Annotated in this window: 21 protein-coding genes and 1 other RNA gene; 3 read left to right on the plus strand and 19 right to left on the minus strand. The window is 48.3% G+C overall.

The annotated features are described in order from the left end of the window. Positions 1–10: 10 nt before the first annotated feature. Positions 11–2,725, minus strand: a complete 2,715-nt coding sequence (secA, locus tag ACN0R8_RS08565; protein ID WP_417596664.1) for a preprotein translocase subunit SecA — start codon at positions 2,723–2,725, stop codon at positions 11–13. 112 nt (positions 2,726–2,837) lie between these two features. Continuing rightward, on the minus strand, positions 2,838–3,767 hold the full coding sequence (locus ACN0R8_RS08570) for a peptidoglycan DD-metalloendopeptidase family protein (RefSeq protein WP_417596665.1): 930 nt from the start codon (positions 3,765–3,767) through the stop codon (positions 2,838–2,840). Positions 3,768–3,836: 69 nt separating this feature from the next. Here ACN0R8_RS08570 and ACN0R8_RS08575 point away from each other — a divergent pair, with 69 nt between their 5' ends. Next, positions 3,837–4,295: a DciA family protein gene (locus tag ACN0R8_RS08575; protein ID WP_417596667.1), complete on the plus strand. Its 459-nt coding sequence runs from the start codon at positions 3,837–3,839 to the stop codon at positions 4,293–4,295. A 71-nt stretch (positions 4,296–4,366) separates the two neighbouring features. Here the strand turns inward: ACN0R8_RS08575 and lpxC are convergent, their stop codons facing one another. The 17 genes from lpxC to rsmI all read right to left on the minus strand — a co-directional run bounded on the left by lpxC (position 4,367) and on the right by rsmI (position 23,667). Continuing rightward, positions 4,367–5,278: a UDP-3-O-acyl-N-acetylglucosamine deacetylase gene (lpxC, locus tag ACN0R8_RS08580; RefSeq protein WP_077242856.1), complete on the minus strand. Its 912-nt coding sequence runs from the start codon at positions 5,276–5,278 to the stop codon at positions 4,367–4,369. 132 nt (positions 5,279–5,410) lie between these two features. Beyond that, the gene (ftsZ, locus tag ACN0R8_RS08585) at positions 5,411–6,589 is read right to left on the minus strand and encodes a cell division protein FtsZ (RefSeq protein ID WP_417596668.1); all 1,179 of its coding nucleotides are present in this window, start codon (positions 6,587–6,589) and stop codon (positions 5,411–5,413) included. A 36-nt stretch (positions 6,590–6,625) separates the two neighbouring features. After that, on the minus strand, positions 6,626–7,897 hold the full coding sequence (ftsA, locus tag ACN0R8_RS08590; RefSeq protein ID WP_077242858.1) for a cell division protein FtsA: 1,272 nt from the start codon (positions 7,895–7,897) through the stop codon (positions 6,626–6,628). 84 nt (positions 7,898–7,981) lie between these two features. After that, on the minus strand, positions 7,982–8,680 hold the full coding sequence (locus ACN0R8_RS08595) for a cell division protein FtsQ/DivIB (protein ID WP_417596669.1): 699 nt from the start codon (positions 8,678–8,680) through the stop codon (positions 7,982–7,984). A gap of 29 nt (positions 8,681–8,709) precedes the next feature. Further along, positions 8,710–9,657: a D-alanine--D-alanine ligase gene (locus ACN0R8_RS08600; protein WP_417596670.1), complete on the minus strand. Its 948-nt coding sequence runs from the start codon at positions 9,655–9,657 to the stop codon at positions 8,710–8,712. Continuing rightward, on the minus strand, positions 9,650–11,053 hold the full coding sequence (gene murC, locus ACN0R8_RS08605) for a UDP-N-acetylmuramate--L-alanine ligase (RefSeq protein WP_417596855.1): 1,404 nt from the start codon (positions 11,051–11,053) through the stop codon (positions 9,650–9,652). The genes ACN0R8_RS08600 and murC overlap by 8 nt, the downstream gene beginning before the upstream one ends. A gap of 28 nt (positions 11,054–11,081) precedes the next feature. Further along, entirely contained in the window at positions 11,082–12,224 is a 1,143-nt protein-coding gene (murG, locus tag ACN0R8_RS08610) for an undecaprenyldiphospho-muramoylpentapeptide beta-N-acetylglucosaminyltransferase (protein WP_417596671.1), read from the minus strand. Continuing rightward, complete coding sequence (ftsW, locus tag ACN0R8_RS08615) at positions 12,202–13,494, minus strand: putative lipid II flippase FtsW (protein WP_417596672.1); 1,293 nt, start codon at positions 13,492–13,494, stop codon at positions 12,202–12,204. Before ftsW ends, murG begins: the two co-directional genes overlap by 23 nt. Beyond that, positions 13,484–14,818 (minus strand): UDP-N-acetylmuramoyl-L-alanine--D-glutamate ligase, encoded by a 1,335-nt coding sequence (gene murD / locus ACN0R8_RS08620; protein ID WP_417596673.1) that lies wholly within the window; start codon positions 14,816–14,818, stop codon positions 13,484–13,486. Before murD ends, ftsW begins: the two co-directional genes overlap by 11 nt. A gap of 94 nt (positions 14,819–14,912) precedes the next feature. Beyond that, positions 14,913–15,995 (minus strand): phospho-N-acetylmuramoyl-pentapeptide-transferase, encoded by a 1,083-nt coding sequence (mraY, locus tag ACN0R8_RS08625; protein ID WP_417596674.1) that lies wholly within the window; start codon positions 15,993–15,995, stop codon positions 14,913–14,915. A 103-nt stretch (positions 15,996–16,098) separates the two neighbouring features. Further along, entirely contained in the window at positions 16,099–17,484 is a 1,386-nt protein-coding gene (locus tag ACN0R8_RS08630) for a UDP-N-acetylmuramoyl-tripeptide--D-alanyl-D-alanine ligase (protein ID WP_417596675.1), read from the minus strand. After that, positions 17,481–19,019, minus strand: coding sequence for a UDP-N-acetylmuramoyl-L-alanyl-D-glutamate--2,6-diaminopimelate ligase (locus ACN0R8_RS08635; protein WP_417596676.1), 1,539 nt, complete (start codon positions 19,017–19,019; stop codon positions 17,481–17,483). Before ACN0R8_RS08635 ends, ACN0R8_RS08630 begins: the two co-directional genes overlap by 4 nt. Further along, positions 19,009–20,700: a peptidoglycan D,D-transpeptidase FtsI family protein gene (locus tag ACN0R8_RS08640; protein ID WP_417596677.1), complete on the minus strand. Its 1,692-nt coding sequence runs from the start codon at positions 20,698–20,700 to the stop codon at positions 19,009–19,011. The genes ACN0R8_RS08635 and ACN0R8_RS08640 overlap by 11 nt, the downstream gene beginning before the upstream one ends. Beyond that, positions 20,700–21,200, minus strand: a complete 501-nt coding sequence (gene ftsL / locus ACN0R8_RS08645) for a cell division protein FtsL (protein ID WP_417596678.1) — start codon at positions 21,198–21,200, stop codon at positions 20,700–20,702. The genes ACN0R8_RS08640 and ftsL overlap by 1 nt, the downstream gene beginning before the upstream one ends. A 60-nt stretch (positions 21,201–21,260) precedes the next feature. Then, positions 21,261–22,199, minus strand: coding sequence for a 16S rRNA (cytosine(1402)-N(4))-methyltransferase RsmH (gene rsmH / locus ACN0R8_RS08650; RefSeq protein WP_417596679.1), 939 nt, complete (start codon positions 22,197–22,199; stop codon positions 21,261–21,263). Positions 22,200–22,279: 80 nt separating this feature from the next. Beyond that, positions 22,280–22,641: RNase P RNA component class A (rnpB, locus tag ACN0R8_RS08655), an RNA gene on the minus strand. Between the two features lie 180 nt (positions 22,642–22,821). After that, positions 22,822–23,667, minus strand: coding sequence for a 16S rRNA (cytidine(1402)-2'-O)-methyltransferase (gene rsmI / locus ACN0R8_RS08660; RefSeq protein ID WP_417596681.1), 846 nt, complete (start codon positions 23,665–23,667; stop codon positions 22,822–22,824). Between the two features lie 91 nt (positions 23,668–23,758). Here rsmI and ACN0R8_RS08665 point away from each other — a divergent pair, with 91 nt between their 5' ends. Both ACN0R8_RS08665 and ACN0R8_RS08670 read left to right on the plus strand, forming a co-directional pair. Continuing rightward, positions 23,759–25,660 (plus strand): penicillin-binding protein activator, encoded by a 1,902-nt coding sequence (locus ACN0R8_RS08665; protein ID WP_417596682.1) that lies wholly within the window; start codon positions 23,759–23,761, stop codon positions 25,658–25,660. 50 nt (positions 25,661–25,710) lie between these two features. Further along, a complete protein-coding gene (locus ACN0R8_RS08670; protein ID WP_417596683.1) occupies positions 25,711–26,073 on the plus strand; it encodes a YraN family protein in 363 nt (120 codons plus the stop codon). Positions 26,074–26,076 lie beyond the last annotated feature (3 nt).

Genomic DNA, 26,076 nt, shown 5'->3' on the forward strand with positions numbered 1-26,076 from the left:
CAGTTTTCGCTTAACTCAGTTTACCGTGACATTGCTTATATTTTTTACCGGAGCCACACGGACAAGGCTCATTACGACCAACTTTCCGGCCATCACGCACAAAGGGCTGGGCTCCATTCTCATCCTGAGGCATATCTTCCTGCTCAGCACCCATAGCATTCGTTTCTGCATGCTGATACTGATAGGCCTGCTCTTCCTGTGCTTCCCGGCGGCGGCGCTCCATCTCTTCAACATCAGCTTCCTGCTGTACCTGAACATGGCTCAAAATACGAATTGCATCATGCTTGATATTGCCCAGCATCTCTTGGAATAACTCAAAGGATTCACGCTTATACTCCTGCTTAGGGTTTTTCTGCGCGTAACCCCGCAGGTGAATCCCCTGACGAAGATGGTCCATGGCCGCAAGGTGCTCTTTCCAGCGAGTATCCAATACCTGAAGAAGCACTTGTTTTTCAAACTGACGAATCGTGCCTTCACCGACATGGGCTTCTTTGTCACGATAAAGCTGCGATAATTCCGCAAGAATTTTTTCGCGCAGACTATCCTCGAACAGTTGCTGATCATCATCCAGCCACTGCTGAATTGGCAGGCGCAGCGCAAACTCAGCCTCAAGGTGTGCTTCCAAGCCTGCAACATCCCACTGCTCCGGCATACTTTGCGGCGGGATAAAGGTGCTGATGGCATCATTTACAACATCACTGCGAATTGAGTCGATAATCTCAGCAATCGACTCACTCTTCAGAACATCTTCTCGCTGCTGATAAACAACGGAACGCTGGTCGTTGGCAACATCATCATATTCTAACAGCTGCTTACGGATATCGAAGTTGCGCCCTTCAACTTTACGTTGCGCTTTCTCGATCGCATTGGTCACCATACGGTGTTCAATGGCTTCACCATTTTCCATTCCCAGCGCCTGCATAAAGCCACGCACACGCTCAGACGCGAACAAGCGCATCAGGTCATCTTCTAAAGACAAAAAGAAGCGGGTAGAACCAGGGTCACCCTGACGGCCTGAACGACCTCGGAGCTGGTTATCAATACGACGTGATTCGTGGCGTTCAGAGCCGATCACATGCAGACCACCAGCATCTAAAACAGCATCGTGGCGTATCTTCCACTCCGCCTTAATTTTATCAATCTGTTCCTGATCAGGGGATTCCAGCTGTTCAATTTCATTTTCCCAGCTGCCACCTAAAACAATATCGGTACCACGACCTGCCATATTTGTGGCAATTGTTACAGCACCTGGACGACCAGCCTGTGCAATAATATGAGCTTCTTTATCGTGCTGCTTGGCATTCAGAACATTATGCTTAACATCAGCCTTAGTCAGAAGGCGACTCAGATACTCAGACGCCTCAATAGAAGCAGTACCAACCAAGACCGGGCGCTGGTGCTCCACCTCATATTTAACGTCTTTAATAATGGCATTGAACTTATCCTCCATCGTCAAGAAAATAAGGTCATTCAGGTCTTTCCTCTGAACCGTTTTATTCGGAGGGATAACCACCACATCAAGACTGTAAATCTGATGAAACTCAAAAGCTTCAGTATCTGCGGTTCCCGTCATGCCTGAAAGTTTTTCATACAAGCGGAAATAGTTCTGGAAAGTCGTTGAAGCCAGGGTCTGGCTTTCGTTCTGAATCGTAACACCTTCACGGGCTTCAACAGCCTGGTGCAAGCCTTCAGACCAGCGACGACCGGGCATGGTGCGCCCTGTATGTTCGTCAACAATAACGATTTCGTTATCCTGCACAATATAATGCACATCACGCTGGAATAGATTATGAGCACGCAGTCCAGCATTAATATGATGCAGTAAACCCAGGTTTGCTGGCGCATAAAGGCTTTCACCTTCAGGCAGTAAGCCCTTCTCAATCAGCAGATTCTCAACAAACTGGTGACCGTCTTCTGTTAACTCTACCGTGCGGTGCTTTTCATCTTTAGTGAAATGGCCTTCACCATCCTCTTCAACGCACTCCTGAAGCTTAGGAATCAGTGCATTGATCGTGCGATACATCTCTGAGCTATCTTCAACAGCACCAGAGATAATCAGTGGTGTACGAGCTTCATCAATCAGAATCGAATCAACTTCATCCACAACTGCAAAATGAAGATCGCGCTGAACACGGTCTTCAAGGCTGAATGCCATGTTGTCACGAAGGTAGTCGAAGCCAAATTCGTTGTTGGTGCCGTAGGTAATATCGCAGGCGTAGGCTTCACGTTTCTGTTCAGAGTTCATACCAGGAACGGAAACACCAACTGTCAGCCCCAGAAATTCATAAAGTGGACGCATCCATTCGGCGTCACGACGTGCTAAGTAATCATTTACGGTTACAACATGCACACCTTTAGAGGGCAATGCATTCAGATATACCGCAAGAGTCGCCACCAATGTTTTACCTTCACCGGTGCGCATTTCAGCAATTTTACCGCTATTAAGAGCCATGCCACCAATAAGCTGCATATCAAAGTGGCGCATACCCATCACACGGGCACTGGCTTCACGACATACGGCAAATGCTTCCGGGAGCAGGGTGTCTAGAACTTCACCTTTTTCCAGGCGCTCCCGGAAATCTACAGTTTTGGCCTGCAGCTGTTCATCAGATAGAGACTTTATTTGATCTTCCAGACCGTTAATTGTGTTAACCGTCTTTCTCAACCGCTTCAGTTCACGGTCATTTTTACTACCAATAATTTTTTTTAAAAGAGATGCAACCATGTTATTTCTTCAGCTATGAGGACGCATAAGAGCGTTAAGGCACGGAAAAATAAAAAAATTCTGCCCGCATAGTAACATGTACTTATGCGGGCAGAAATGATTCAAACTGGGTTTATCGGCTTGCGCGATAAATAAACTTGGCGGGGTCCATAGAGCGCCCCCTATGCCTCACTTCGTAATGGACATGGGGACCAGTGGATCGACCACTACTCCCCATCAAAGAGAGCACCTGCCCTTTACTCACAATATCACCCGGCTTAACCAAGGCCTTTTTATTATGAGCATAACGAGTGGTATAGCCATCACCATGATCCACTTCAACCAATAAACCATAACCGTATCGAGGGCCTGCCCAAGTAACAACACCTGCCGCTACAGCAATTACATCCGAGCCATCTTTACCTGCAAAATCAACACCTTCATGCCATGCAATACGACCAGTAAATGGGTCGGTGCGCTTACCGTACTTTGATGATAACCAGCCCTTCTTAATTGGGCGGCCTGCAATAAAAACATCATCCTGAATTTTACGACTGCCCAATAATGACTCAATAACCTGGAGCTGTTGCTCGCGATCATCAATGGTTCTGGCAAGATCATCAATCGTCGAAACAAAATCATCAACTTCAACGCTCACTCCCATCTCCATCGCTTCAGGGCCACCAACGGGAGGTGTGCGGTCAAAATCAAACTCACCCTCTTCGAGATCAGCGATATGAGTCAAGCGTTTGCCCAAAGCATCCAGTCGTACGAGACGCGCCTGTAACTCAGCAATACGAACGGTTAACGCATCCAACTGCTCCTGGGAATTACGGCGAAGTACATCAATATCTTCTTTTTGTTTCCGAATATCCTGCAACCATTCCTGAGCTGACTCTTCTGTCAACAAAGGAGATTCATTATTCAGCGCCATATAAAGGCCAACACTGCCAACAGACAGAGGAGCAAAAATGAATACCGTCAAAAGAACACCTAACATCCAACTTGGGATGTGTAGGTTTTTCGACGCTGAATGGCTATCATTGAAAATTACGATATTCATTAAACAAACCTTTTGCTATTTCCGTATACAAAATACTTTTTACCCGACCTATTATTACAGGCACAGTATATGCGATCACACCGCTCGACAAAACGCCTTAATGAGATTATTAACAAAGAAAACACCTTACTCTCCAAGCTGTTTCACAAAGCAGAGGTTCTGCAACAGTTAGATACAGAGATATCATCAATATTGCCATCTGCAATGAATGGCAAAGCTAAAGTAGCAAATATCAGCCGAAGCGAAATCATTATACACATATCCTCTGCAGCACTGTTGACCCGACTCAGGCTACAGCAAAGATTAATAGTGCAGAAAATAAATCAACGTTACTCTTGGGCAAAAATAGAGAAAGTAACCATCAAAGTTCGCCCCGATAGCATTAAAAAAACGGCCCCTCCTATCGAAAAGCCTCACCGCTCGGAGAAAATAGCAGCCGATGTCACCTTCGCGGCAGAAAAATGCAGTGACCCAGAGCTACAAAAAAGCCTATCAAGGCTGGCAAGACATATACGTCAACCCGATTAATCCGTAACAGGTAAATCGCAGGTATAAAAAAACCTCCCAGCCGGGAGGTTTTTAAAAAATCCAGAAACGCATTATCCCGCTGCTGCAGGCTTCATGTATGAAATCGGAGATGCCTCGGCCTCATCAAAGGTGATCACATCATAGCAATCTTCATGCTGTAGCAGCTCACGTAGCAACTTATTATTTAGTCCGTGACCCGACTTAACACCTTTAAACTCTCCAACCAAACCATAGCCCAGCAAGTAGAGATCACCGATAGCATCAAGTACTTTATGGCGAACAAACTCATCTTCATACCGTAAGCCATCTTCATTGAGGATACTATACTCATCAACAACAATAGCATTATCCATGCTGCCACCAAGGGCTAAATTCTTGGAACGAAGGAATTCGATATCCTGCATAAAGCCGAAAGTACGCGCCCGACTGACCTCTTTAACAAAAGAAGTGCTTGAAAAATCAATAGAGATTTTCTGACGCTGGGATGCAAAAACAGGATGATCAAAGTCGATAGCAAAAGAAACCTTAAAACCATCGTAAGGTAAGAAGGATGCACTCTTATCACCCTCTTCAACAACAATAGACTTATTGATGCGGATAAATTTCTTAGCAGCCTCTTGCTCCTGAATTCCTGCAGACTGAACCAAAAAGACAAAAGGACCCGAACTACCATCCATAATAGGAACTTCAGGTGCACTTACTTCAACGTACAGGTTATCAATACCCAAACCAGCCAAAGCGGATAACAAATGCTCTACAGTACCAACCTTAACATCACCCTGAGAAATTGTCGTGGACATGGTTGTCTCACTGACATTAGTCGCAGTAGCCTTTATTTCGACTACCGGATCAAGATCAGTACGTCGAAAAACGATACCGGTATCGACAGCAGCCGGACGCAGGGTTAAGTACACTTTCTCACCGGAGTGAAGACCAACACCTGTTGCTCGAATTGTATTCTTGAGAGTCCGCTGTTTTATCATGACTATATCTTTTATCTTTTGGGTAGGAATGAACCATATCTTAACAGATACGCAGTAAAAGCCACTACCGAGTTTATTGCATTTTTGCAGATGTTTCGTTTGCGATTAATTAAAATTATGACTTACTCTTAATTAATCAGCCTGACGACGTAAAAAAGCCGGAATATCCAGATAATCCATATCTGATTTATTCTCAGCTTGCTTTTTAACCGCAGCAGCATCTTGTTCTTTACGATTAATCGCGGGCTGCCTGTCAAGTTTTGTATAGTCAACCGGAACTGAAGATGTTTGCGGCTTAGTAGCAGCGGTGGTGGTGGCAACAGGCTTAGGAGCCTGGGTAGCCCGATCCTGCTCAAGCCCAGCAGCGACAACAGTCACCTTAACCTCATCATTGCTGTCCATTTCAGGATCAATGGAAGTACCAATAACAACAGTCGAGTGCTCCGAAGAAAACTCGTCCAGCAAATCACCCACAGCGGTAAACTCGCCAATTGAGAAATCAGACCCAGCGGAGATATTCACCAAAATACCGCGAGCATCCCGCAAGTCAATATCTTCCAGCAGAGGACTCCGAATCGCTTTCTCAGTTGCCTCAATTGCTCTATTTTCACCACTGGAAGTACCTGTACCCATCATTGCCATGCCTTTTTCTGACATCACCGTACGCACGTCAGCAAAATCGACATTGATCATGCCTGGACGGGTAATCAGATCTGCAATCCCCTGCACTGCACCAAGAAGTACATTATTAGCTTCACCAAAAGCCTGTAACAGACTGGTGTTTTTACCCAGTGCTGTCAGAAGCTTCTCATTTGGGATTGTAATCAGAGAGTCCACATGTTCAGAAAGCGCTTGAATTCCCTGGTCGGCAATAGCCATACGCTTACGGCCTTCGAAAGGAAAGGGTTTTGTTACAACGGCTACCGTCAGAATACCCAACTCACGGGCAACCTCGGCAATGACCGGAGCACCGCCTGTACCTGTGCCACCGCCCATTCCTGCGGCAATAAACACCATATCTGAGCCATTCAAAAGCTCCGCGATGCGTTCACGGTCTTCAAGAGCAGCCTGACGACCAACTTCTGGGTTAGCTCCGGCACCCAAACCTTTTGTCAATTCACTGCCCAGCTGAAGAATGCTTTTTGCTTCAACTTTTTTCAATGCCTGTGCATCGGTATTGGCAACAATAAAGTCAACACCTTCGACGTTGTGACGAAGCATATGGGTAACAGCATTACCACCACCACCACCGACACCAACAACTTTGATGACAGCATTGGCGTTTGCTGCATTATCTAAAATCTCAAACATGTTTCAGTCTCCTCAAACGCACTTAACGCAGCTCAATCAGAAGTTACCCTTGAACCAGCCTCTGACCTTCTCAACGATGCTCATATCATCAGCCTGCCCGGGGGATTGTTCTTCTATATAGGCTGCACGAGAGTTTGATGTCGCTCCCGTATTTTCCAGCCCATAGACTAACAACCCGACACCCGTCGAATAAATGGGGTTTCCGACAACATCGGATAACCCTTTGATGTTACTTGGCGACGCAATCCTGACTTGCATATGAAAAATTTCCTCAGCAAGCTGAACAACACCTTCCATTTTTGAAGTTCCGCCGGTCAGCACGATTCCCGCAGGTATCAGGTCTTCGAAGCCACTTCGACGTATCTCGTCAAGAACCAGTGTAAAAAGCTCTTCATAACGAGGCTCAACAACCTCCGCTAATCGCTGTCGCGACAGTTCCTGCGGAGGGCGTTCTCCTACACTAGGCACCTGGAATACATGCTCTTCACTCGCCAGCTGCGTTAATGCACATGCATATTTTATTTTAATCTCTTCCGCGTTCTGTGTCGGGGTACGCAATGCCATCGCAATATCATTGGTAACCTGATCACCGGCAATCGGAATAACAGAAGTGTGCTTAATAGCACCTTCTGTAAATATAGCTATATCTGTCGTACCACCGCCAATATCAACCAGGCAAACACCTAGCTCACGCTCATCTTCATTCAGTACAGCATAGCTGGAGGCCAACTGCTCAAGAATGACGCCATCCACCTCAAGACCACAACGACCAACACACTTCACAATATTCTGAATCGCATTAACGGCCGCTGTTACTAAGTGAACCTGAACTTTAATCTCACGGCCAGACATACCAAGAGGCTCTTTGATGCCTTCATGGAGGTCAATTGTATATTCCTGGGGAATAACGTGGATGATCTCCTGGTCTGTGGTAATGCGTGATGTTGCTTTCTCCCGGGCAGAGCTGACAACCCGATCAATATCATCCTCGGTTACCTCCCTGTTTGAGGTAGTCGCCACACCATCAGAGTTCATACTACGTATATGGCTACCTGCAATACCGACATAGACAGAGTGGATATTACAGCCAGCCATCAGTTCAGCTTCTTCGATTGCACGCTGAATAGAAAGGACAGTGGACTCGATGTTGATAACAACACCTTTTTTCAGCCCCCGGGAAGGATGCGACCCTATACCTACAATCTCTACTTCACCATCTGCTGTCCGGTGACCAACGATGGCAACAATTTTTGATGTTCCGATATCGAGCCCGACAACCATATTGTTGTTCGTCATATTTGCAGCCATAAGCCGGGCATTCTCCTCAACGCGTCAACGTAAACCGTAAAATACAAACTAAAAAATCTAAGGCTCTGCCCTAGATTATAAATTCTATTGCACCCATTCAACAGAAAAACCGTTCGGGTAACGAAGATCAATCAGTCTGACATCGCTCCAACGGTCTTTGAGACTTGAGTACACCGCCCCAATTCTGCCAATACGCTCAGTCGTTTGCTCTTTACCAACTAACAACCACGGGCCGTCCTCAAGATAAACAGACCAAGCCCCGTGCTTAGCGACAGAAACAACATCGATACTGAGCCCAATAGGTTTAACACGTGCAGACAAAGCGCGGTAAAAATCCCAAACTCTCTTGCCGGCCCCTTTGGGGCCTGCAAGTTTTGGCAGTGCTTCACGATCAACGCGATCCACAGGAAAAAAGGCAACTAGATTAGAGTCAAGAAAGCCATTTTGCAACCAATTTGCAACAGGTTTTTTTTCTGTGACAGCAACTTCAATTTGCTCCGGCCAAACCCGGCTGACCTGAGCTTTAGCAACCCATGGCAAACTTTCGACACCTTCTTTTACTTCATTAAGGTCTGATGCCAAAAAACCAACAGATAAAGTCTCAGCTAAAACATATTGCAGTCGCTTTTTATCCACATGCTCGATAGAACCAACGATCCGAACACCGTCAACCGGCCAATAAAGTAAAGGCCGCACTCCTTTGAGTGCCGCCACAAGTAAAACAAAAACTCCAGTTAATACAAGAGGGTTTAACCAATTGATACGCCCCGGTAAACTAAACACACAACCTCCACCCGAAAAACCGAGTCTGTTTAAAAGCCATAACGTTGCTTCGCAGCCTGAATTATTGCCAATACCAGCTCAGGAAAGCTGTACCCTTTTGCCTGAGCAGCCATGGGTACAAGGCTATGATCTGTCATTCCAGGTAACGTATTAACCTCTAATAATTGAGGTTCACCTTTTTCATTCAGCATCAGATCAACCCGCCCCCAATCCTGGCACCCTACAGCATTGAAGGCTCTGAGTGAAAGGGCCTGAAGCTGCCGCTCTTCTTCCAGAGAAAGACCGCAGGGCAGAAGATAGCGGGTATCGTTCACCAGATACTTGGCTTCATAATCATAAAACTGGTGATTGGTTTCTAATCCTATCACCGGCAAGGCTTCTCCATTAAGAATGGACACAGTAAATTCTTTACCTGTTACCCATTGCTCAACAAAAACACAACTATCAAGATCAGCAGCTTTAGCGACAGCATCCTGCAGCTGATCCAGGCGGTCCACTTTAGACATGCCGATACTGGAACCTTCGTGAACCGGCTTAACCATAAGAGGTATACCATCCAGCTTACGCCAAACCGCCTCCAGATCCGTAGACGCATCAACCCAACAATATCCCGGTGTTGGTAAGCCAAGTGTCTGCCAAACCTGCTTGGTCTTCAGCTTGTCCATTGCAAGAGCAGAACCCAAAACACCGCTGCCGGTATACGGGATTTCCAAACACTCAAGTAGTCCTTGTATCGTGCCATCTTCACCTCCTCGTCCATGTAGAGCAAGGAATGCGACATCAAAATCGGCCTGCTGTAATAAGGGTAACCAATCACCAGTATTATTAATATCAATACCGATAACATCAATCTCTGTCGTTTTCAGCGCCGCAATCACAGCCTGGCCACTTTTCAGGGATACATCACGCTCAGCTGAAGTTCCGCCATACAAAACGGCCACACGAAGAGGTGACTCCGGGTTTAGAAACTCACTCATCGCAGAACTCCTTCAATCCCTTGGCACTCAGACTTGTTGCCAGACCACCGATATCACCAGCCCCTTGCAGAAGTAATATATCTCCATCCTGCAAAACTGACCTGAGTACTGACTTAAGTTCCGATTTCTCTGGAATAAAAACAGGTTCAACCTGCCCTCTCTCACGGATACTACGACTCAGAGAGCGTCCTTCAGCACCAGGAATAGCCTCCTCACCCGCCGCATAAACCTCCATTAACAGTAGCTTATCCACACCGGAAAGCACCTGAACAAAATCTTCATACAGATCCCTCGTACGGCTATAGCGATGAGGCTGATAGACCATAACCAAACGCTTATCAGGCCAACCACTGCGCACCGCTTTAATCGTGGCATCCACTTCCGTTGGGTGGTGACCATAATCATCCACCAACATTGCCTGCCCTCGATCATGCTCTAGCTGACCAAGAATCTGAAAACGTCGTCCAACACCATCAAAGCGTGCTAAACCGGCAACAATCGCTGCATCACTTACACCTTCATCCGTAGCAACAACAATAGTAGCCAGTGCATTCAGAGCGTTATGCCGACCTGGCATATTCAGCGTAATATCAAGATCCGCATGACCATCCGGGCGAATCGCTGTAAAGCTGATTTTCTGCCCCTGTTGAGTAAAGTTCACAATACGATAATCCGCATCATCACTAAAGCCATAGGTAAGTATAGGGCGACTGATCTGAGGAATTAACTCACGAACGACAGGATCATCGACACAGATAACCGCCAGGCCATAGAAAGGCAGGTTGTGCAGAAAATCGATAAACGTCTGCTTCAGTTTGCTGAAATCACCGCCATAGGTGGACATATGATCAGCATCAATATTAGTGACAATCGCGACCATAGGCTGCAGATGCAGGAATGAAGCATCACTTTCATCCGCTTCAGCAACCAGATACCGACTCTCCCCCAGGCGGGCATTGCTACCAGCACTATTAAGACGGCCACCAATCACAAATGTCGGATCAAGCTCACCTTCCGCCAAAACAGTAGCCATCAGACTGGTAGTCGTCGTTTTACCATGGGTACCAGCCACAGCAATACCGTGGCGAAAACGCATCAGCTCTGCCAACATCTCTGCACGGCGGACAATCGGTATACGTCGCTGCACGGCATAGGCAATTTCAGGGTTATCTGTGTTGATCGCCGTTGAAACCACAATCACATCTGCGCCATAAACGTTGGTTTCATCGTGCCCGATAAACACTTCAGCACCTAAGTCCAGTAAGCGCTGCACACTGGCAGACTTTTTCAGATCAGAACCAGAAATAGAATACCCCTGATTAAGAAGGACTTCGGCAATTCCACACATACCAACGCCGCCAATACCAACAAAATGAATCCGACGAATGCGGCGCATTTCAGGGACTTGATAACCCACTTTTTCTTCAGCCAAAACGCTTCTCCAAACACCCTTGAACGACCGCTTCCGTTGCCAGTGGTCGTGCAACACGACGAGCATTCTTACCCATCGTTATAATTTTTTCAGGATTACTGACCAGATCTCTGAGCACATTAGACAGATGATCAGCATCCATCTCTTTTTGAGGCAGCAGAATACCTGCATCCGCTTCAACTAAAAAGCGTGCATTCGCCGTCTGATGATCATCAACCGCAATAGGCAAAGGAACCAGCACAGAGGCACGACCTGCAGCTGCCAACTCAGATACAGTCAGAGCTCCTGCCCGACAAATAACTAAATCAGCCCAATCGAAAGCCTTGGTCATGTCATCAATAAACTCCTGCGCGCGGGCAGCGACTTTAAAGTGCTGATAGTTTTCCTCGGTAGCACCGAGCTTACCTTTACCAGCCTGATGCCAAACATAAGGGCGCACTTCAGGCGGTATTTTTGATAAGGCTTCCGGCAATCTTTCGTTAAATACCTGAGCTCCCAAACTTCCCCCCACAACCAGGATATTAAGCGGTAAAGTATGCAGAGACTTATCGGGCACCGTCAGTAAACTCTCCCGAACAGGGTTACCGGTTACAATAGCACCTACTTTCTCATCAAATGCACCGGGGAAAGCCGCAAAGGTTTGCCGTGCCACTTTCGAAAGCCAGCGATTGGTCATACCGGCTACGGCATTTTGTTCATGAATAAAAACAGGAATACCCAGAATCCGGGCTGCGATACCTCCCGGACCACTAGCAAAACCACCTAAGCCCACAACAAAATCCGGTTTAAAGCGGCACAAAATAACAAAAGCCTGCTTAACGGCGTTAAGGACCAAAAAAGGGGCCATCAGTTTTCGCAGCAACCCCTTACCCCTCAACCCCACAACATCGATGTGATTTAAGGCGATACCTGCCGCCGGAACCAGTCGGTTCTCAATACCCTGGGGACTCCCCAGCCATTCAACCTGCAAACCTTCAGCCATAAAGCGTTCCGCTAGTGACAAGGCAGGAATAACATGGCCACCAGTGCCACCAGCCATCAGCATTACTTTTTTACCCGCGTAACGACCTGTTTCAATAGCCATAGCAGTAGGCACTGAATGCTCCCGATCTTTATCGATTATATCGCTGGGCATATTTCGCTCTTTTTTGCTCATACAAATCAACTTTATGACGGGTTTCCTGATCAATCCGTAAACAGATAGCAACCATGACACAGCTAATTAACAAACTACTGCCACCATAACTCATAAAGGGTAATGTCAGCCCTTTCGTTGGTAGCAGACCGGTATTCACACCAATATTAATAAAAGTTTGTGCCGCAATAACCAGCGCCAGACCAAAGGCCACATAACAGTGAAAAAGGAGTTTATGCTCACCAGCTTTCCGGGCAATAACAAACATACGGTAAATCAGAAGGCCATAGACAAATAAAGTAATCAGGGCTCCAAATAACCCCAGCTCTTCCGCCAGAATAGCAAAGACAAAGTCAGTATGAGCCTCGGGTAGATAGAACAGTTTCTGAACACTATTTCCCAAACCCAGGCCATCCCAACCCCCGCGCCCGAATGCAATCAATGCCTGGGTCAGCTGATAACCAGAGTCAAACTGGGCAGCCCATGGGTCAAAGTAAGTGGTCAGACGCTTCATTCGATAAGGCTGCAGTAGTGCAATAAACCCTGCCATAGCAACAGTGCTTAGCATTAGTGTGATAAAGCGCTTCATCCCGACACCGGATAAAAAAAGCATGCCTAACATGCTACCCAGGATCACAACAGTGGCGCCGTAGTCCGGTTCCATTATCAGCAAAAGCCCCATAAAGCCCATCACAGCCAATGGCTTCATAAACCCGGACCAATGCTCACGCACCTCATCCAGCCGCCGAACCAGATAACCCGACAGATAAACCACCATAAAAAGCTTAGCCAGCTCTGATGCCTGCAGGTTAACAATCCCAAGCGAGATCCAGCGAGAGCTACCATTTACTTCGCGACCTATACCCGGAAGCAAAACAGCGATCAACAGCAGAAACGCTGTCAATAACAAGGCAAAGCTGTTGTCATACCACCAGCGAATAGGAACAAGAGCTACTAAGAGTCCTAGCCCAAGGCCCATCACCAGGTAGATACCGTGCCGGATACTGAAAAAGAAGGGATTCCCGTAGCGGCTGCCGGCAATTTCCATAGATGCCGATGTCACCATCAGCCAGCCCAGAAAAAGCAGAAACAGGGATGAAAAAAGTAACCAGCCATCAATACGGCGGGTCATTTCTTTGTTGACATGGACAAGGTTCAGTAGCTCTAATAATGGCTGTAGTACCTCATAGACACTGAGAGAAAGCTGTTTTGCTTTCCCGGTCATTACCTGCCATTTATCAATCAATTGCTGTTTACGATCAGCCTGCACAACAGATTTCCTTTACTGCAGTCGTGAAGGCATCGCCACGAACAATATAACTTCCGAACATATCCCAGCTGGCACACGCTGGAGACAACAAGACCTGATCTCCTGACACAGCCAGTCCGTGCGCCTTTTTCACGGCATCTTCCATCGACACAGCCCTGAAAACAGGAGTGGATGGCGCCAGAGACTCTGCAATAACATGAGCATCACGGCCAATCAGAACCACAGCTTTACAATATTCAGCAACCGGCGCTGCCAAGCTATCAAACTCAGCCCCTTTACCATCTCCGCCGGCAATCAGAATAATACGACCATCCACCGCAAGACCGTTCAAAGCAGCAACCGTGGCACCGACATTCGTACCTTTGGAGTCATTGATATACCGGATACCACCATGCTCCAGTACCAACTGACAACGATGATCCAGCCCCTGAAAGTCTTTCAGCGCCTCCAACATTGCATCCATAGGGATACCAGCCCCCTGGCCAAGAGCTAACGCAGACAAGGCATTTAGCTGACCATGGCGACCACTCAACGCAATATCATCAACCGGTATCAATGCGTTTTCGCCCTGGGATAACCACTGACGATCACCCATTGAGATCAAACCAAACTGGCCTGCCTCAGGCACATCCAAGCCGAAACTCACCAAATCACTTTTAAACTCATGCACAGGCAACGTCGCGTCTTCTCCTCTGTTGACCACTGCCAACTTACAACCCGTATAAACACGCTGCTTTGCCAGACCGTACTCCAGCATATCCGGATAACGATCCAGATGATCTGCACTTAGGTTCAAAATAGTAGCCGCCTGAGCTCTCAGACTATGGGTCGTCTCCAATTGAAAGGAAGAGAGTTCAAGGACATAAAGCTCTTTCTCACCTTCGGCCAGAAGATCCAGAACCGGAAGACCTATATTGCCGCCAACACCTACATTAATACCGGCTTTCTCAGCCATATAACCCACCAAGCTCGTCACAGTGCTCTTCGCATTAGAGCCGGTAATGGCCACAACAGGAGCGGAAGCCTCATACGCAAATAGCTCAACATCACCCACAACAGGTACACCTGAAGCCATAGCCTTGGCAATCGCGGGTTCACTGACAGCAATACCAGGACTTACAATCAACCGAGTCGCTTCGCAAAGCTGACCTGCATCCAGCGGGCCCAGCCAGAGTTCAACACCGGGAAACTCACGTTCAAACTCTGCCAAACCAGGAGGATTAAAACGGGTATCCGCAATAGCAAAATGCTCCCCTTTGCCTGCGAGATACCGGGCGCAGGAGATGCCAGTCTGACCTAAACCTATAACGACGCTATGGGACACAAAAACATCCTCTACTGAAACGGCAGTTCATCAAATATTGACCTTTGCACACCAACGCTCCGGTTGATCCACGTGAAAAGGCTGGCAGCATAAATCAACGAAGCTTTAAAGTCGCAAGACCAATCAAAACTAATACAACCGTGATAATCCAGAAGCGGACAATCACACGGGGCTCGGGCCATCCCTTTAACTCAAAATGGTGATGGATCGGTGCCATACGAAAGATTCTGCGACCCGTCAGTTTAAAAGAAGCCACCTGCAAAATAACTGAGACCGTCTCCATCACAAAGACACCACCCATGATAAAGAGCACAACCTCCTGCCGCACAATAACAGCAACAACACCCAACGCAGCACCTAACGCTAGTGCTCCCACATCGCCCATAAAAACCTGCGCCGGATAGGTGTTAAACCAAAGAAAGCCAAGGCCCGCACCAGCAATTGTCGCGCAGAATACAAGAAGCTCACCTGAGCCGATGATATAAGGGATTTTCAGATAAGCTGAAAACTCGATATTACCCGATGCATAAGCAAAAACCCCAAGGGCCGAGGCCACCATCACCGTGGGTAAAATAGCCAAACCATCCAAACCATCGGTCAGGTTAACTGCATTACTGGTACCCACAATAACAAAATAGGTTAAGACCACGAAGAAGATCCCCATCTCCCAACTGAAGTCTTTCAGGAAGGGCAGAATCAAAGAGGTTTCAGCTGCGGTCGGGGCACTTTGAAACAGGAAAACAGCCGCGCCCAAGCCTGCAACAGACTGCCAGAAATACTTCCATTTTGCCGGCAGGCCCCGGGAATTCTTCTCAACGACTTTGCGGTAATCATCAACCCAGCCCACGGCACCAAACATCAGAGTAACAGCCAGTGCAACCCAGACATAACGGTTTGATAAGTCTCCCCACAGTAACGTACTGATTGCGATGGCACTGATGATCAAAGCACCGCCCATGGTCGGGGTTCCGTTCTTACTCAGATGACTTTCCGGGCCATCATCACGCACTGCCTGACCGATCTGCGCCGATACTAGCTTGCGGATCATCCAGGGGCCAAGAAAAAGCGACAGCGACAGGGCCGTAAGCACACCCAGAATCGCTCGCAGCGTCAGATAGTTAAACACAGAAAATGCGCTGTAATATTGGGACAGCCAGTCAGCAAGAATCAGAAGCATCTGTAGGTTATTTCCCTGTTATACCCTCTTCGGGGTTTTTCGTGATAAATGTAAATTGAAGCCTTGCTCAGCCTGAACCTGAACCAAAGACCATTATTGTTATTCAGTCCGCTGGAGGAGGTGGGCTTAATGCTTCCACCACCACCTCCATCTGCATACTACGGGAACCTTTCACCAGTACAGCGGTATCTTGTGTCAGCAGCACTTTCACCGACTCCGCAAGTCGTAGCTGGTCTGTAAAATGGCAGGCATTAGCGCCAAAGGCATCAGCGGTATGCCGGGTCAGATCACCATAAGTGAACAGATAATCTACGCCCTTTTCCCGTGCATACTCCCCTAGTGATGTATGAGCTTGTACCGACTCATCGCCCAGCTCACCAACATCACCTAATATCAGTATATGCTGACCACTGAAGTCCATAAGTGTATCTATAGCAGCTCTGACAGATCCGGGATTGGCATTGTAACTGTCATTAATAATACTCGACTGTTTAAAGCCAGTAACGATTTGCAATCGCCCTACTACACCAGAAAAGCGCCCAAGGCCCTCAGCTATTGTTCGCAAAGAAACGCCTAACTGTAGTGCCGCAGCTGCAGCCGCCAAAGCATTACTGACATTATGACGCGCCGGAACCTGAAGAAAAACGGGGAAACAATCATGCTGAAAGCAGAGATCGAAGGTATAACCTGCATCTTTAATCTGTATATTCTTAGCCTTAACCTCAGCGCCTGCTTCAGCCTGCCCCAAGCTAACACCATAGCTTGTGAGTCTGCAGACCGACGCTAAAGAGCGCCAGTATTCCGCATAGACATCATCCTGATTGATGATAGCGCAACCGCCCTCACCCAAGGCTAAAATCAACTCGCCCTTGGCCTGAGCGATATTATCCGTGGAACCAAATTCACCCAGATGCGCACCGGTCACATTCAGCACAACGCCAATATCCGGCCTCGCTAAGCCGGCACAATACTCAATCTCTCCTAGATGATTAGCGCCGAGCTCAATTACTGCAAACCGGTGCTCTGGAGAGAGCCGCAAAAGTGTCAGAGGCACACCGATATCATTATTAAAGTTTCCCGCAGTAATCAAGACCGAGTCCGAGCCAAAAGCCTGACTGAGAACTGAGCCCAGCATCTCCTTTACTGTGGTTTTACCGCTGTTGCCGGTAATAGCGATAACGCCCCCCTGGAACAGCTCTCGGTTAAACAGCGCAATCTGCCCTAAAGCAATTCGGGTATCCGGTACGCACCACTGGGGCAGGTCAATACCAGGCTGGTAATCACTGACCACAAGGCCTGTGGCTCCCTGCTCTTTTGCCTGCTGACAAAACCTGTGGCCATCAAAGCGTTCACCTTTTAAAGCCAGAAACACCTTACCTTCCAAAGGTTGGCGAGAGTCGGTTTCCAGTTGAGTGAAACCGTTAAGAGAGCCATAACACTCACCACCGAAACGTTGTTGCAACTCAGCAAAAGAAAGTGAACGTATCATAGCAATCCCTCTTTTACTTTTGAGTTTTCGGAGGAACGCAGATCCAGGGCGAGCCTTGCCTGCTCCACATCATCAAAATGGTGACGCACCCCTTGAATATCCTGATACGCCTCATGGCCTTTACCGGCGATCAGGATCACATCCTCAGGATCAGCACCCATAACAGCTTTTCGAATCGCTTCAGCCCGGTCAGTCGATGAGAATATTGCAGACTTCAGCAACCCCTGTTTAACCTGGGACAAAATATGAACAGGGTCTTCTGTACGTGGATTATCACTAGTAAGAACAACTTCATCAGCAAGTCGTGATGCAACTTCCGCCATAATAGGGCGCTTACCGGCATCACGATCGCCACCGCAACCAAAAACACACCAAAGACGACCCTGAATATGCTCTTTAACAGCTAAAAGAGCGTTTTCCAAAGCATCAGGTGTATGGGCATAATCCACCACCACCTGCGGTTGAGGCACATTCTGATTCTGTAAAGGGAAAACCAGCTGCATACGACCTGCAACAGGCCGGACACCTTCCAGTTGAGTCACAACATCAGCCGCAGTAAAGCCCAGAGCTAATAAGGTCGTTGCTGCAGCTAAAGCATTAGCAACATTGAACCGCCCCAACAGAGGGAGTTGCAAAGTAAATGCACCCCAGCGACCAGCCAACGACAAAGCGAACCCCCGAGACCCAGCTCTGCAGCTCACACAATAAAGATCCGCCTCATTGTCATTCAGGCTATAACGATAAATCCGGGGTTGGTGATCAGACTGATTGATATACTGTTCCAGCGTCGTGCTATAAGCGTCATCAGCATTGATGACCGCATAATGTATAGGATACCGGGTAAACAGCTGGGATTTGGCATAACCATAGGCAGCCATCGTGCCATGATAATCAAGATGATCACGGCTAAGGTTGGTAAACACGGCTACCTCAAAAGGCACTCCAGCTGTACGCAACTGATCCAGTGCATGGGAGGAGACCTCCATCGCCTGATAGGCATAACCTTCCTGCTTTAGCTCCGACATTACTTTATGTAACCGAACCAAATCAGGGGTCGTATGTGTTGCCGTCGTTAGCGCGCCGGGAGCACCGATACCGACAGTACCGATTACTGCAGCCTTTTGTTGTAAACCTTCTAACATACTTGCCAGATAATGACTGACTGATGTTTTGCCATTAGTACCGGTAATACCGATCAGGTGCAGTCCATTATCAGACAGCTCACCCGCCTGAGCCAACCACTCCCCCAAACGCTGCCTCAGGTGCTTTAAAGCAACAACCGGCAGCAGGTCAACCAAGTAGAAGTCATCACAGTCTGACTCAAGTAAAACCAGGCTGGCACCCAACGCCTTAGCCTCCGGGATAAAATCTAGCCCCCGATGACGCGTACCATTTAAAGCAACAAAAACATCACCCTCGGAGATACAGCGGGAATCGATACAGAGAACACCCTCAGGCTTTTTCAGCTCTGACAGAGGAGGAAATAAGGCTGTAATCGCCTCCAGCACACAGGTAACAAAACGATCAGAGGTCATCATTTGTCCCTTCAGCTATATTATCCGGCGGTACATTCAGATAGCGTAATGCATTACCCATAATACGACTAAAAATAGGTGCCGCTACCTCACCGCCATGATATTCACGCCCTGAAGGGCTATCCACCCAGATAACGGCGACAACCTTGGGGTCCGACACAGGAGCAATACCAGCAAAAACAGCCATATACTCATACTCGTAGCCGGTTGAACCTACTTTGTGAACCGTACCGGTTTTACCGGCAACCCGGTAACCCGGAATAACAGCCCTTGTTCCGGTTCCGCCTGGAAGCGTCACGGTTTCCATCATTTCCACGACACGATTGGCTGTTGATGCTGACAGAATTTGTTCGTCCGGCAGTCTGTCTCCTCCTTTAATCAGAGAGACATATTTTTTCAAACCATGATTGGCTAAGACCTGATAGGCCTGTGCCAGCTGCAGTGACGTAACAGCCAAACCGTAACCATAAGCCATCGTTGCAATCTTAGCCCGCTGCCCTTCTCTTGGAGCGACCAGAGTACCAACTGCCTCACCGGGAAACCCAATACCGGTTCCCTGCCCCAAACCTAACTGCTGCAGAAATGACCAAACCGTATCAATTGGCATCGAAAGCGCAATTTTAGCCACACCCACATTACTGGATTTAGTAATAATTTTCGTCAGATCCATGGCACCATAATTACGAAAATCACGAATACTCTGATTGCCCAACCTCAGATAGCCCGGAGAAGTATTAACGACGTCATCCGCCTTATAATGGCCACTATTGATAGCCGCAGCGACTGTTAGTGGTTTAATCGGTGATCCTGGCTCAAACAAATCAATCAAAGCCCGGTTACGCAGCGCTCTCAAATCAAGCGAGCTACGATCATTCGGGTTGTAGGAAGGCTGATTAACCATAGCCAGTACATCGCCGGATTCAGCATCCAACAAAACAACCGAGCCTGACTTAGCACCATGCTGCTCAACAGCAGCTTTCAGTTCACGATAAGCCATAAACTGCAGTTTAAGATCAATAGTTAACTGAATATTCTGCCCTGGTTGCGGCTCCTTCAAAATCTGAAGATCGCGAAAAATATGACCCCGCCGGTCTTTCAGTACACGTTTTTCACCGGGCTCCCCTTTTAGCGCCTCATTAAAGGCCAGCTCTAAACCTTCTTGTCCCTGATCATCAATATTGGTAAAGCCAATCAGGTGGGCCGCCATTTCATGGGCCGGATAATAACGCTTATACTCCGGCAATCCATAGACCCCTGAAATATTCAAGGCTAAAGCACGGTTAGCATCCTCGGGAACCATATGCCGTCGCAGGTATATAAAGCCCTTCCCTTCGGCCGATTTCAGACGCGCCCTCAACTTTGGCAATGACATCTGTATCGCATCAGCCAAAAGTGCTAACTGCTCCTCAGAAGCATCAAAGTGCTTTGGATTCACCCAGAGTGTGGTCACCGGTGTACTAACAGCAAGAGGCTCGCCGTTGCGATCCTGAATCATACCGCGATAACCGGGAATAGGCTCAGTACGAACGCTACGGGCGTCCCCCTGCTCCTGCAAAAAGTCCCGATCTGATATATGCAGATGCACCATCCGCCCGGCTAACAGCAAACCTGCAATCAGAAGAACAATCAAAGCAATCGGGTAGCGGTAGCCAATAAGAGCTGACTTTTTTCTGTCATCCATCAGTTATCAGCCTTTACAGAGGAATCAGTCGCAAGGGGCAAGGTAACAGCTTTTGAGGCAAGTGAACCCGTCGTAACAGATCTGGATTGCTCTGCACGTATTTGCGAGGCATTAAGTACCTGAATACTCTCTGGCTGTATCTGGCGCATCTGCAGAGATTTTCGGGCAATACTTTCGATACGGCTTGGCGACGCCAAAGTGCTTCGCTCCAGCAGCAGCTGCCCCCACTCAACATCATAGTGCCGCTGACGCTTTTCCAGGTTTTGAAGCGCAGCATAAGCAAGACGATTCTCATAGGCGGCATAAACCACAAGCAGAGAGGAGATCAGCGTCAGAAGACTGAAGCCGATAAAGAGACGAGCGGAGTAGGAAAGTGTCTCCGGCAAAAGCGCCAGAAGCTCTGAACGAACCTGAAAAAACAGCGACTGACGGCGCTCTGCCCGCCGGGTAGCTCCTTTACCGGATGTATCCTTACGTGATGTTACTGGTTCCGAACTCATGGCATTGTGTTCTCTCTAAAGCCTGTGCTCAGTGCAACATAAATCAAAGCGAGCCTATGATCAGGCAACGCGCTCAGCAACCCGCATAACAGCACTGCGGGAGCGTGGATTGGCCTGAACTTCCTGCTTAGACGGCTTAATCGCCTTGCTCAGCAATTTCAGGCGAATATTCAGCTGCTCCTGAGTAAAAGGGACGCCCGGCGGCAAATGGGTATCCCCTTTAGCCATATCCCGCATAAAGCGCTTAACTAAACGGTCTTCCAGTGAGTGAAAACTGATCACCACCAGACGGCCACCCACTTTAAGCAAATCCAGTGATTGCTGCAGGCAAATTTCAAGGTCTTCCAGCTCACGATTGATATGGATCCGAATCCCCTGAAAAGCACGGGTCGCAGGATGCTTCCCCTTCTCCCATGCCGGATTCGCTTCTTTAACAATCTGAGCCAAACGGCCCGTTCGGGTAATGGGTTCAATTTTACGTTCCGCAATAATGGCACGGGCCATACGGCGGGCAAAACGCTCTTCACCATAGTCTTTCATCACACGAATCAGCTCCGCTTCAGGCGCAGAATTTACCCAATCTGCAGCAGACTCACCTGCATCAGGGTTCATACGCATATCCAGCGGGCCATCATTCATAAAGCTGAAACCACGCTCAGGATCATCCAACTGAGGGGAAGAAACACCTAAATCCAGCAAGATACCATCTAATTGACCTGAAACGCCTTCTTCTGCAGCAAACTGATCCAGTTCCGCAAAGGAACCACGAAACACTTTGAAGCGACTGTCTTCTGCTTCAAGCACTTTGGCTGTTTCTAGGGCGCGGGGGTCTTTGTCGATACCGTAAAGCTTTCCCTGCTCGTCGAGATTCTCTAATACGAGACGCGAGTGGCCGCCCCGACCAAAGGTGCCATCTACATAGGTGCCGGATGGCGTGTGAACTAAAGCCTCTACGGCTTCATTCAACAAAACGGTCAGGTGCTGAAAAGCTTGAGTCATGATGAGATCTGATTGTTGATTTGCGGTTAAACCGGATCAGAGCCCCGCCAGACAAGTTGCCTGGCGGAGCACTGTAAATGATGTGGAGTCGGCCGTAAGCCGGGTTCTGTCGTGGACAGTCATTCATCTAGGACCTGCGTTACCACAGGCCTCAAGCAACCTACCCGAACCCAGTGCGGGCCGCACCTGTAGGGTTCCTATTTGGTCTTGCTCCGAGTGGGGTTTACCATGCCATGAACTGTTACCAGTCACGCGGTGCGCTCTTACCGCACCCTTTCACCCTTACCTGTACTTCCGAAGAAGTCATCGGCGGTCTGCTCTCTGCTGCACTTTCCGTAGGCTCGCGCCCCCCAGGCGTTACCTGGCACTCTGCCCTATGGAGCCCGGACTTTCCTCCCCTTTTACAGCAAGCTGTGAAAGCGGCGACTGCCTGGCCAACTCCAAGCGAGCTAGGATATAAGGATCAAAGCCTGCAGACAACCAGTTTTTAAGCAAAAAAAGTTGAAAAGGGTCTCAAGTCCTGAGAACCGACAGCATACACAAAAAAACTGGCTAACGATCAACCCTCTCCTAGGCTCGACCTCTGACTACAACTCTCTATTCTGTTATCGCAACGCCATTATCAGGATTTTTGTAGCTCAAGAGCCTGTTGATAAAGTGCATTCTTTTTCTGGCCGGTGATCTTGGCGCAAAGAGCTGCGGCCTGTTTAACAGGCAGCTCACCAAGCAATACCTTAAGCACCTTCTCTGCAGAAACGGCCGCCGCTTCTTCATCTTCTTTAGCCGGAGCACCGGTAACGACAAGTACAAACTCTCCCCGCTGCTGATTAGCATCAGCTTGAATCCAAACCAAAACGTCATCCAAGGTTCCTGTATAAAAGGTCTCAAAAGTTTTGGTAATTTCACGGGCAACGGTGATCCTGCGATGACCGCCCAGCACTTCTGCCATATCGGTTAACGAATCAACAATCCGATGCGGTGATTCATAAAACACCAGGGTTCTCGTTTCTTCTTCTACCTGAAGTAACTGCTTTTTACGGCCACTGCTTTTAGCTGGTAAAAAACCCTCAAAGCAAAAACGGTCCGTGGGCATACCTGCTGCGGATAATGCGGTTACCAACGCACAAGGTCCGGGGACAGGAACCACCCGAAAACCAGCTTGCCGAACCGCTTGAACCACATGAAACCCAGGATCAGAAATCAAAGGTGTTCCCGCATCAGAAACCAGTGCAATATCCTGCCCTGCTGACAGCTCTGCAATGACCTTCTCAACGCGTTGCTGCTCATTGTGATCATGCACTGAAAACAGAGGTTTATTGATCGTGAAGTGCATCAGTAACTGCCGGGTATGCCGGGTGTCCTCAGCCGCAATCAGGTCAACAGACCGCAGCACCTTAAGTGCACGCTCAGAAATATCGGCAAGATTACCAATCGGCGTAGCAACCACGTACAATATGGACTCGGACATACTGAAACCCTCTGTTAACGGTTTTGAAAAAGAAATATCGGTTTCTGAACGTAATACCGATCATCATGATTTGCGAAATAAGAGTTTACCTATGCCAGCCAGTGAACAGCGATACCCTAACCCAAGCCCTAAAACATCTTTAAAACTTTATCGCTGGCTTGCTGTACCTGTCATTGCTCTACTAGCAGCCTGCTCAGGTGTACAAAAAAATCAGTCAACGTCAGGTACCGGGATCGCAGGCTCACAGGAAGTTCAGCTTACCGCAGAAGACCTTTTACTACTGGCCCAGCAATCCAGCTTTGATCAATCTCAGATCTACCAGCTTCGCGCCGCGGAGATTCTAGCACAGGAAAGCAAGCCAAATGCAGCTCTCGGTATTCTGGCTAAAATCCATGCGTATCGCCTGCCATTTAGCCTGCAGAAGCGCTTTGTCTTTCTGTCCGCCGAATTAAGCCTTGGCACTGGCGAAGGCTGGCAAGCACTTATTGCGCTGAACAACACCGGCAGCCTGATTTACGACCGTCTTACCCCTGCTGAACAGATGTCTCTGACAGCTTATCGAGCCCATGCCTACGGCATATTGGGCTACCATGAATCCAGCGCACGCGAGTACCTTGCTCTGGCACGACAGCAAACAGGCCTTCCAGCTCAGCAAGCTTATGAGCAACTCTGGCAATCGCTTTTGAATATAACCCTGGACGATATTCGTACGCTGATGGACAGTGAAGAGGACAGAGAGTTACTCGGGTGGCTCGATCTGGCTCGCGTTCGTAAAGAGGCTGCTAATAACCTGGATCAATTCAACACGGAACTGAACCGCTGGCTCGGACAGTGGAGTGACCACCAGGGTGCGAAAGCCCTGCCGAAAGATATGGCATTTCTTGTAGAAATCAGCCGTAATCCTATTCAGCATATTGCCATTTTTCTGCCTCAATCCGGCTCACTCGCTCGCGCAGGCAACGCCATTCGTGACGGTATTATCGCCACATCAGTGGATGCAAGAGCACAATCAGCCGCCACACCTAAGCTAAGCTTTTTTGACAGCAATACCATGAGCTTGGATGAGCTTTATCGCTCAGCAATGGCAGCCGGAGCCGAAGTTGTCATTGGCCCGCTCTCCAAAAGTAAGGTTAGCCAGCTACAAAAGCGTGGATCACTTGCGCTGCCAACACTGGCACTCAACTATGGCACCTACGAAAACACCGTAAACCCTCATCTTTTCCAGTACGCAATTTCAGCAGAGGATGAGGCATCACAGGCCGCAGTAACCGCCTGGCAAGATGGCAAGAAACGTGCACTGACCCTTACTCCGGGAAGCGACTGGGGAGGACGTGCATTAACCGCCTTTGAAACAACCTGGTCTGAGCAGGGCGGTACCGTGGCAGAAACAGCTATGTATTCCAATAAGACCAATCTGGGCCTCACTATTGAAAAAATGCTGGAGGTCGACAAGAGTGAACGCCGGTGGCGTCGCATAAGCCAGATCCTTGATCAGAAAATAGAGTTTGAACCCCGTCGTCGCCAGGATGTTGATATGATGTTTCTGGTCGCAACCCCTGCCACCGCACGCCAGGTCAAACCTGCACTGGCTTTTTATTACGCAGCAGATCTGCCGGTCTACGCCACCTCGCATTTGTATAATGGCAAGGCGTCACCATCCAGAGATCAGGATCTTAACGGAATCAACTTCTGTGATATCCCTTGGTTTCTGGAAAACAGCTCTAATCTAAAGCATCAGATCACCAAAGCCTGGCCCGAGGAAACAAATCGTTATGGCCGACTATTTGCCATGGGCAGCGATGCGTTACAACTGGCGGGCCGGTTAAGAATGCTGCAGGCTTTGCCTGACAGCAAAGTATACGGAGCAACAGGTGCACTCTCCATGCGTACAAATCAAAGAATTCAACGCCAACTGGAATGGGCTACCTTTGTCCGGGGCAAGCCTGTAATGCGCCAATACCTGGCATCACCCGGCACTAAAAGCGACGGTTAAAACAACAGTCAACTGACAGCAAACGAATACACTTAGCAAGGATGCTTCCCATGAGTTCACCTACACAGAAAACCGGTCATAGCGCGGAAGAGATTGCCGAGTGCTACCTCGAACAGCAAGGACTAACGCCCATCGAGCGTAATGTCTATTTCAAAACAGGGGAGATCGACCTTGTTATGCACGACAACGATACTTTGGTATTTGTTGAGGTCCGTTTTCGTAAAAGCAGTGATTTCGGCAGCCCGGCAGAAACAGTAACCCGAAGCAAGCAGGATAAGTTGATTCGCACCGCGTTACTTTACTGTCAGAAAAACAAAATAAGTACGCCCTGGCGCATTGATGTTGTAGCTATGACCCACAACCCAAAAACAGCGTTTGAGATCAACTGGATACCATCGGCTATCACAGCCTGAATT

Source organism: Oceanospirillum sp. (genome assembly GCF_048265165.1).
Taxonomy (GTDB): Bacteria; Pseudomonadota; Gammaproteobacteria; order Pseudomonadales; family Halomonadaceae; genus Oceanospirillum.

What these genes read in the sequence shown, in the direction of transcription:
- secA (WP_417596664.1), bottom strand. Translation starts at nt 2,725, where the DNA reads ATGGTTGCATCTCTTTTAAAAAAAATTATTGGTAGTAAAAATGACCGT.
- ACN0R8_RS08570 (WP_417596665.1), bottom strand. Translation starts at nt 3,767, where the DNA reads ATGAATATCGTAATTTTCAATGATAGCCATTCAGCGTCGAAAAACCTA.
- ACN0R8_RS08575 (WP_417596667.1), top strand. Translation starts at nt 3,837, where the DNA reads ATGCGATCACACCGCTCGACAAAACGCCTTAATGAGATTATTAACAAA.
- lpxC (WP_077242856.1), bottom strand. Translation starts at nt 5,278, where the DNA reads ATGATAAAACAGCGGACTCTCAAGAATACAATTCGAGCAACAGGTGTT.
- ftsZ (WP_417596668.1), bottom strand. Translation starts at nt 6,589, where the DNA reads ATGTTTGAGATTTTAGATAATGCAGCAAACGCCAATGCTGTCATCAAA.
- ftsA (WP_077242858.1), bottom strand. Translation starts at nt 7,897, where the DNA reads ATGGCTGCAAATATGACGAACAACAATATGGTTGTCGGGCTCGATATC.
- ACN0R8_RS08600 (WP_417596670.1), bottom strand. Translation starts at nt 9,657, where the DNA reads ATGAGTGAGTTTCTAAACCCGGAGTCACCTCTTCGTGTGGCCGTTTTG.
- murC (WP_417596855.1), bottom strand. Translation starts at nt 11,053, where the DNA reads ATGCGCCGCATTCGTCGGATTCATTTTGTTGGTATTGGCGGCGTTGGT.
- murG (WP_417596671.1), bottom strand. Translation starts at nt 12,224, where the DNA reads ATGCCCAGCGATATAATCGATAAAGATCGGGAGCATTCAGTGCCTACT.
- mraY (WP_417596674.1), bottom strand. Translation starts at nt 15,995, where the DNA reads ATGCTTCTGATTCTTGCTGACTGGCTGTCCCAATATTACAGCGCATTT.
- ACN0R8_RS08630 (WP_417596675.1), bottom strand. Translation starts at nt 17,484, where the DNA reads ATGATACGTTCACTTTCTTTTGCTGAGTTGCAACAACGTTTCGGTGGT.
- ACN0R8_RS08635 (WP_417596676.1), bottom strand. Translation starts at nt 19,019, where the DNA reads ATGACCTCTGATCGTTTTGTTACCTGTGTGCTGGAGGCGATTACAGCC.
- ACN0R8_RS08640 (WP_417596677.1), bottom strand. Translation starts at nt 20,700, where the DNA reads ATGGATGACAGAAAAAAGTCAGCTCTTATTGGCTACCGCTACCCGATT.
- ftsL (WP_417596678.1), bottom strand. Translation starts at nt 21,200, where the DNA reads ATGAGTTCGGAACCAGTAACATCACGTAAGGATACATCCGGTAAAGGA.
- rsmH (WP_417596679.1), bottom strand. Translation starts at nt 22,199, where the DNA reads ATGACTCAAGCTTTTCAGCACCTGACCGTTTTGTTGAATGAAGCCGTA.
- rsmI (WP_417596681.1), bottom strand. Translation starts at nt 23,667, where the DNA reads ATGTCCGAGTCCATATTGTACGTGGTTGCTACGCCGATTGGTAATCTT.
- ACN0R8_RS08665 (WP_417596682.1), top strand. Translation starts at nt 23,759, where the DNA reads ATGCCAGCCAGTGAACAGCGATACCCTAACCCAAGCCCTAAAACATCT.
- ACN0R8_RS08670 (WP_417596683.1), top strand. Translation starts at nt 25,711, where the DNA reads ATGAGTTCACCTACACAGAAAACCGGTCATAGCGCGGAAGAGATTGCC.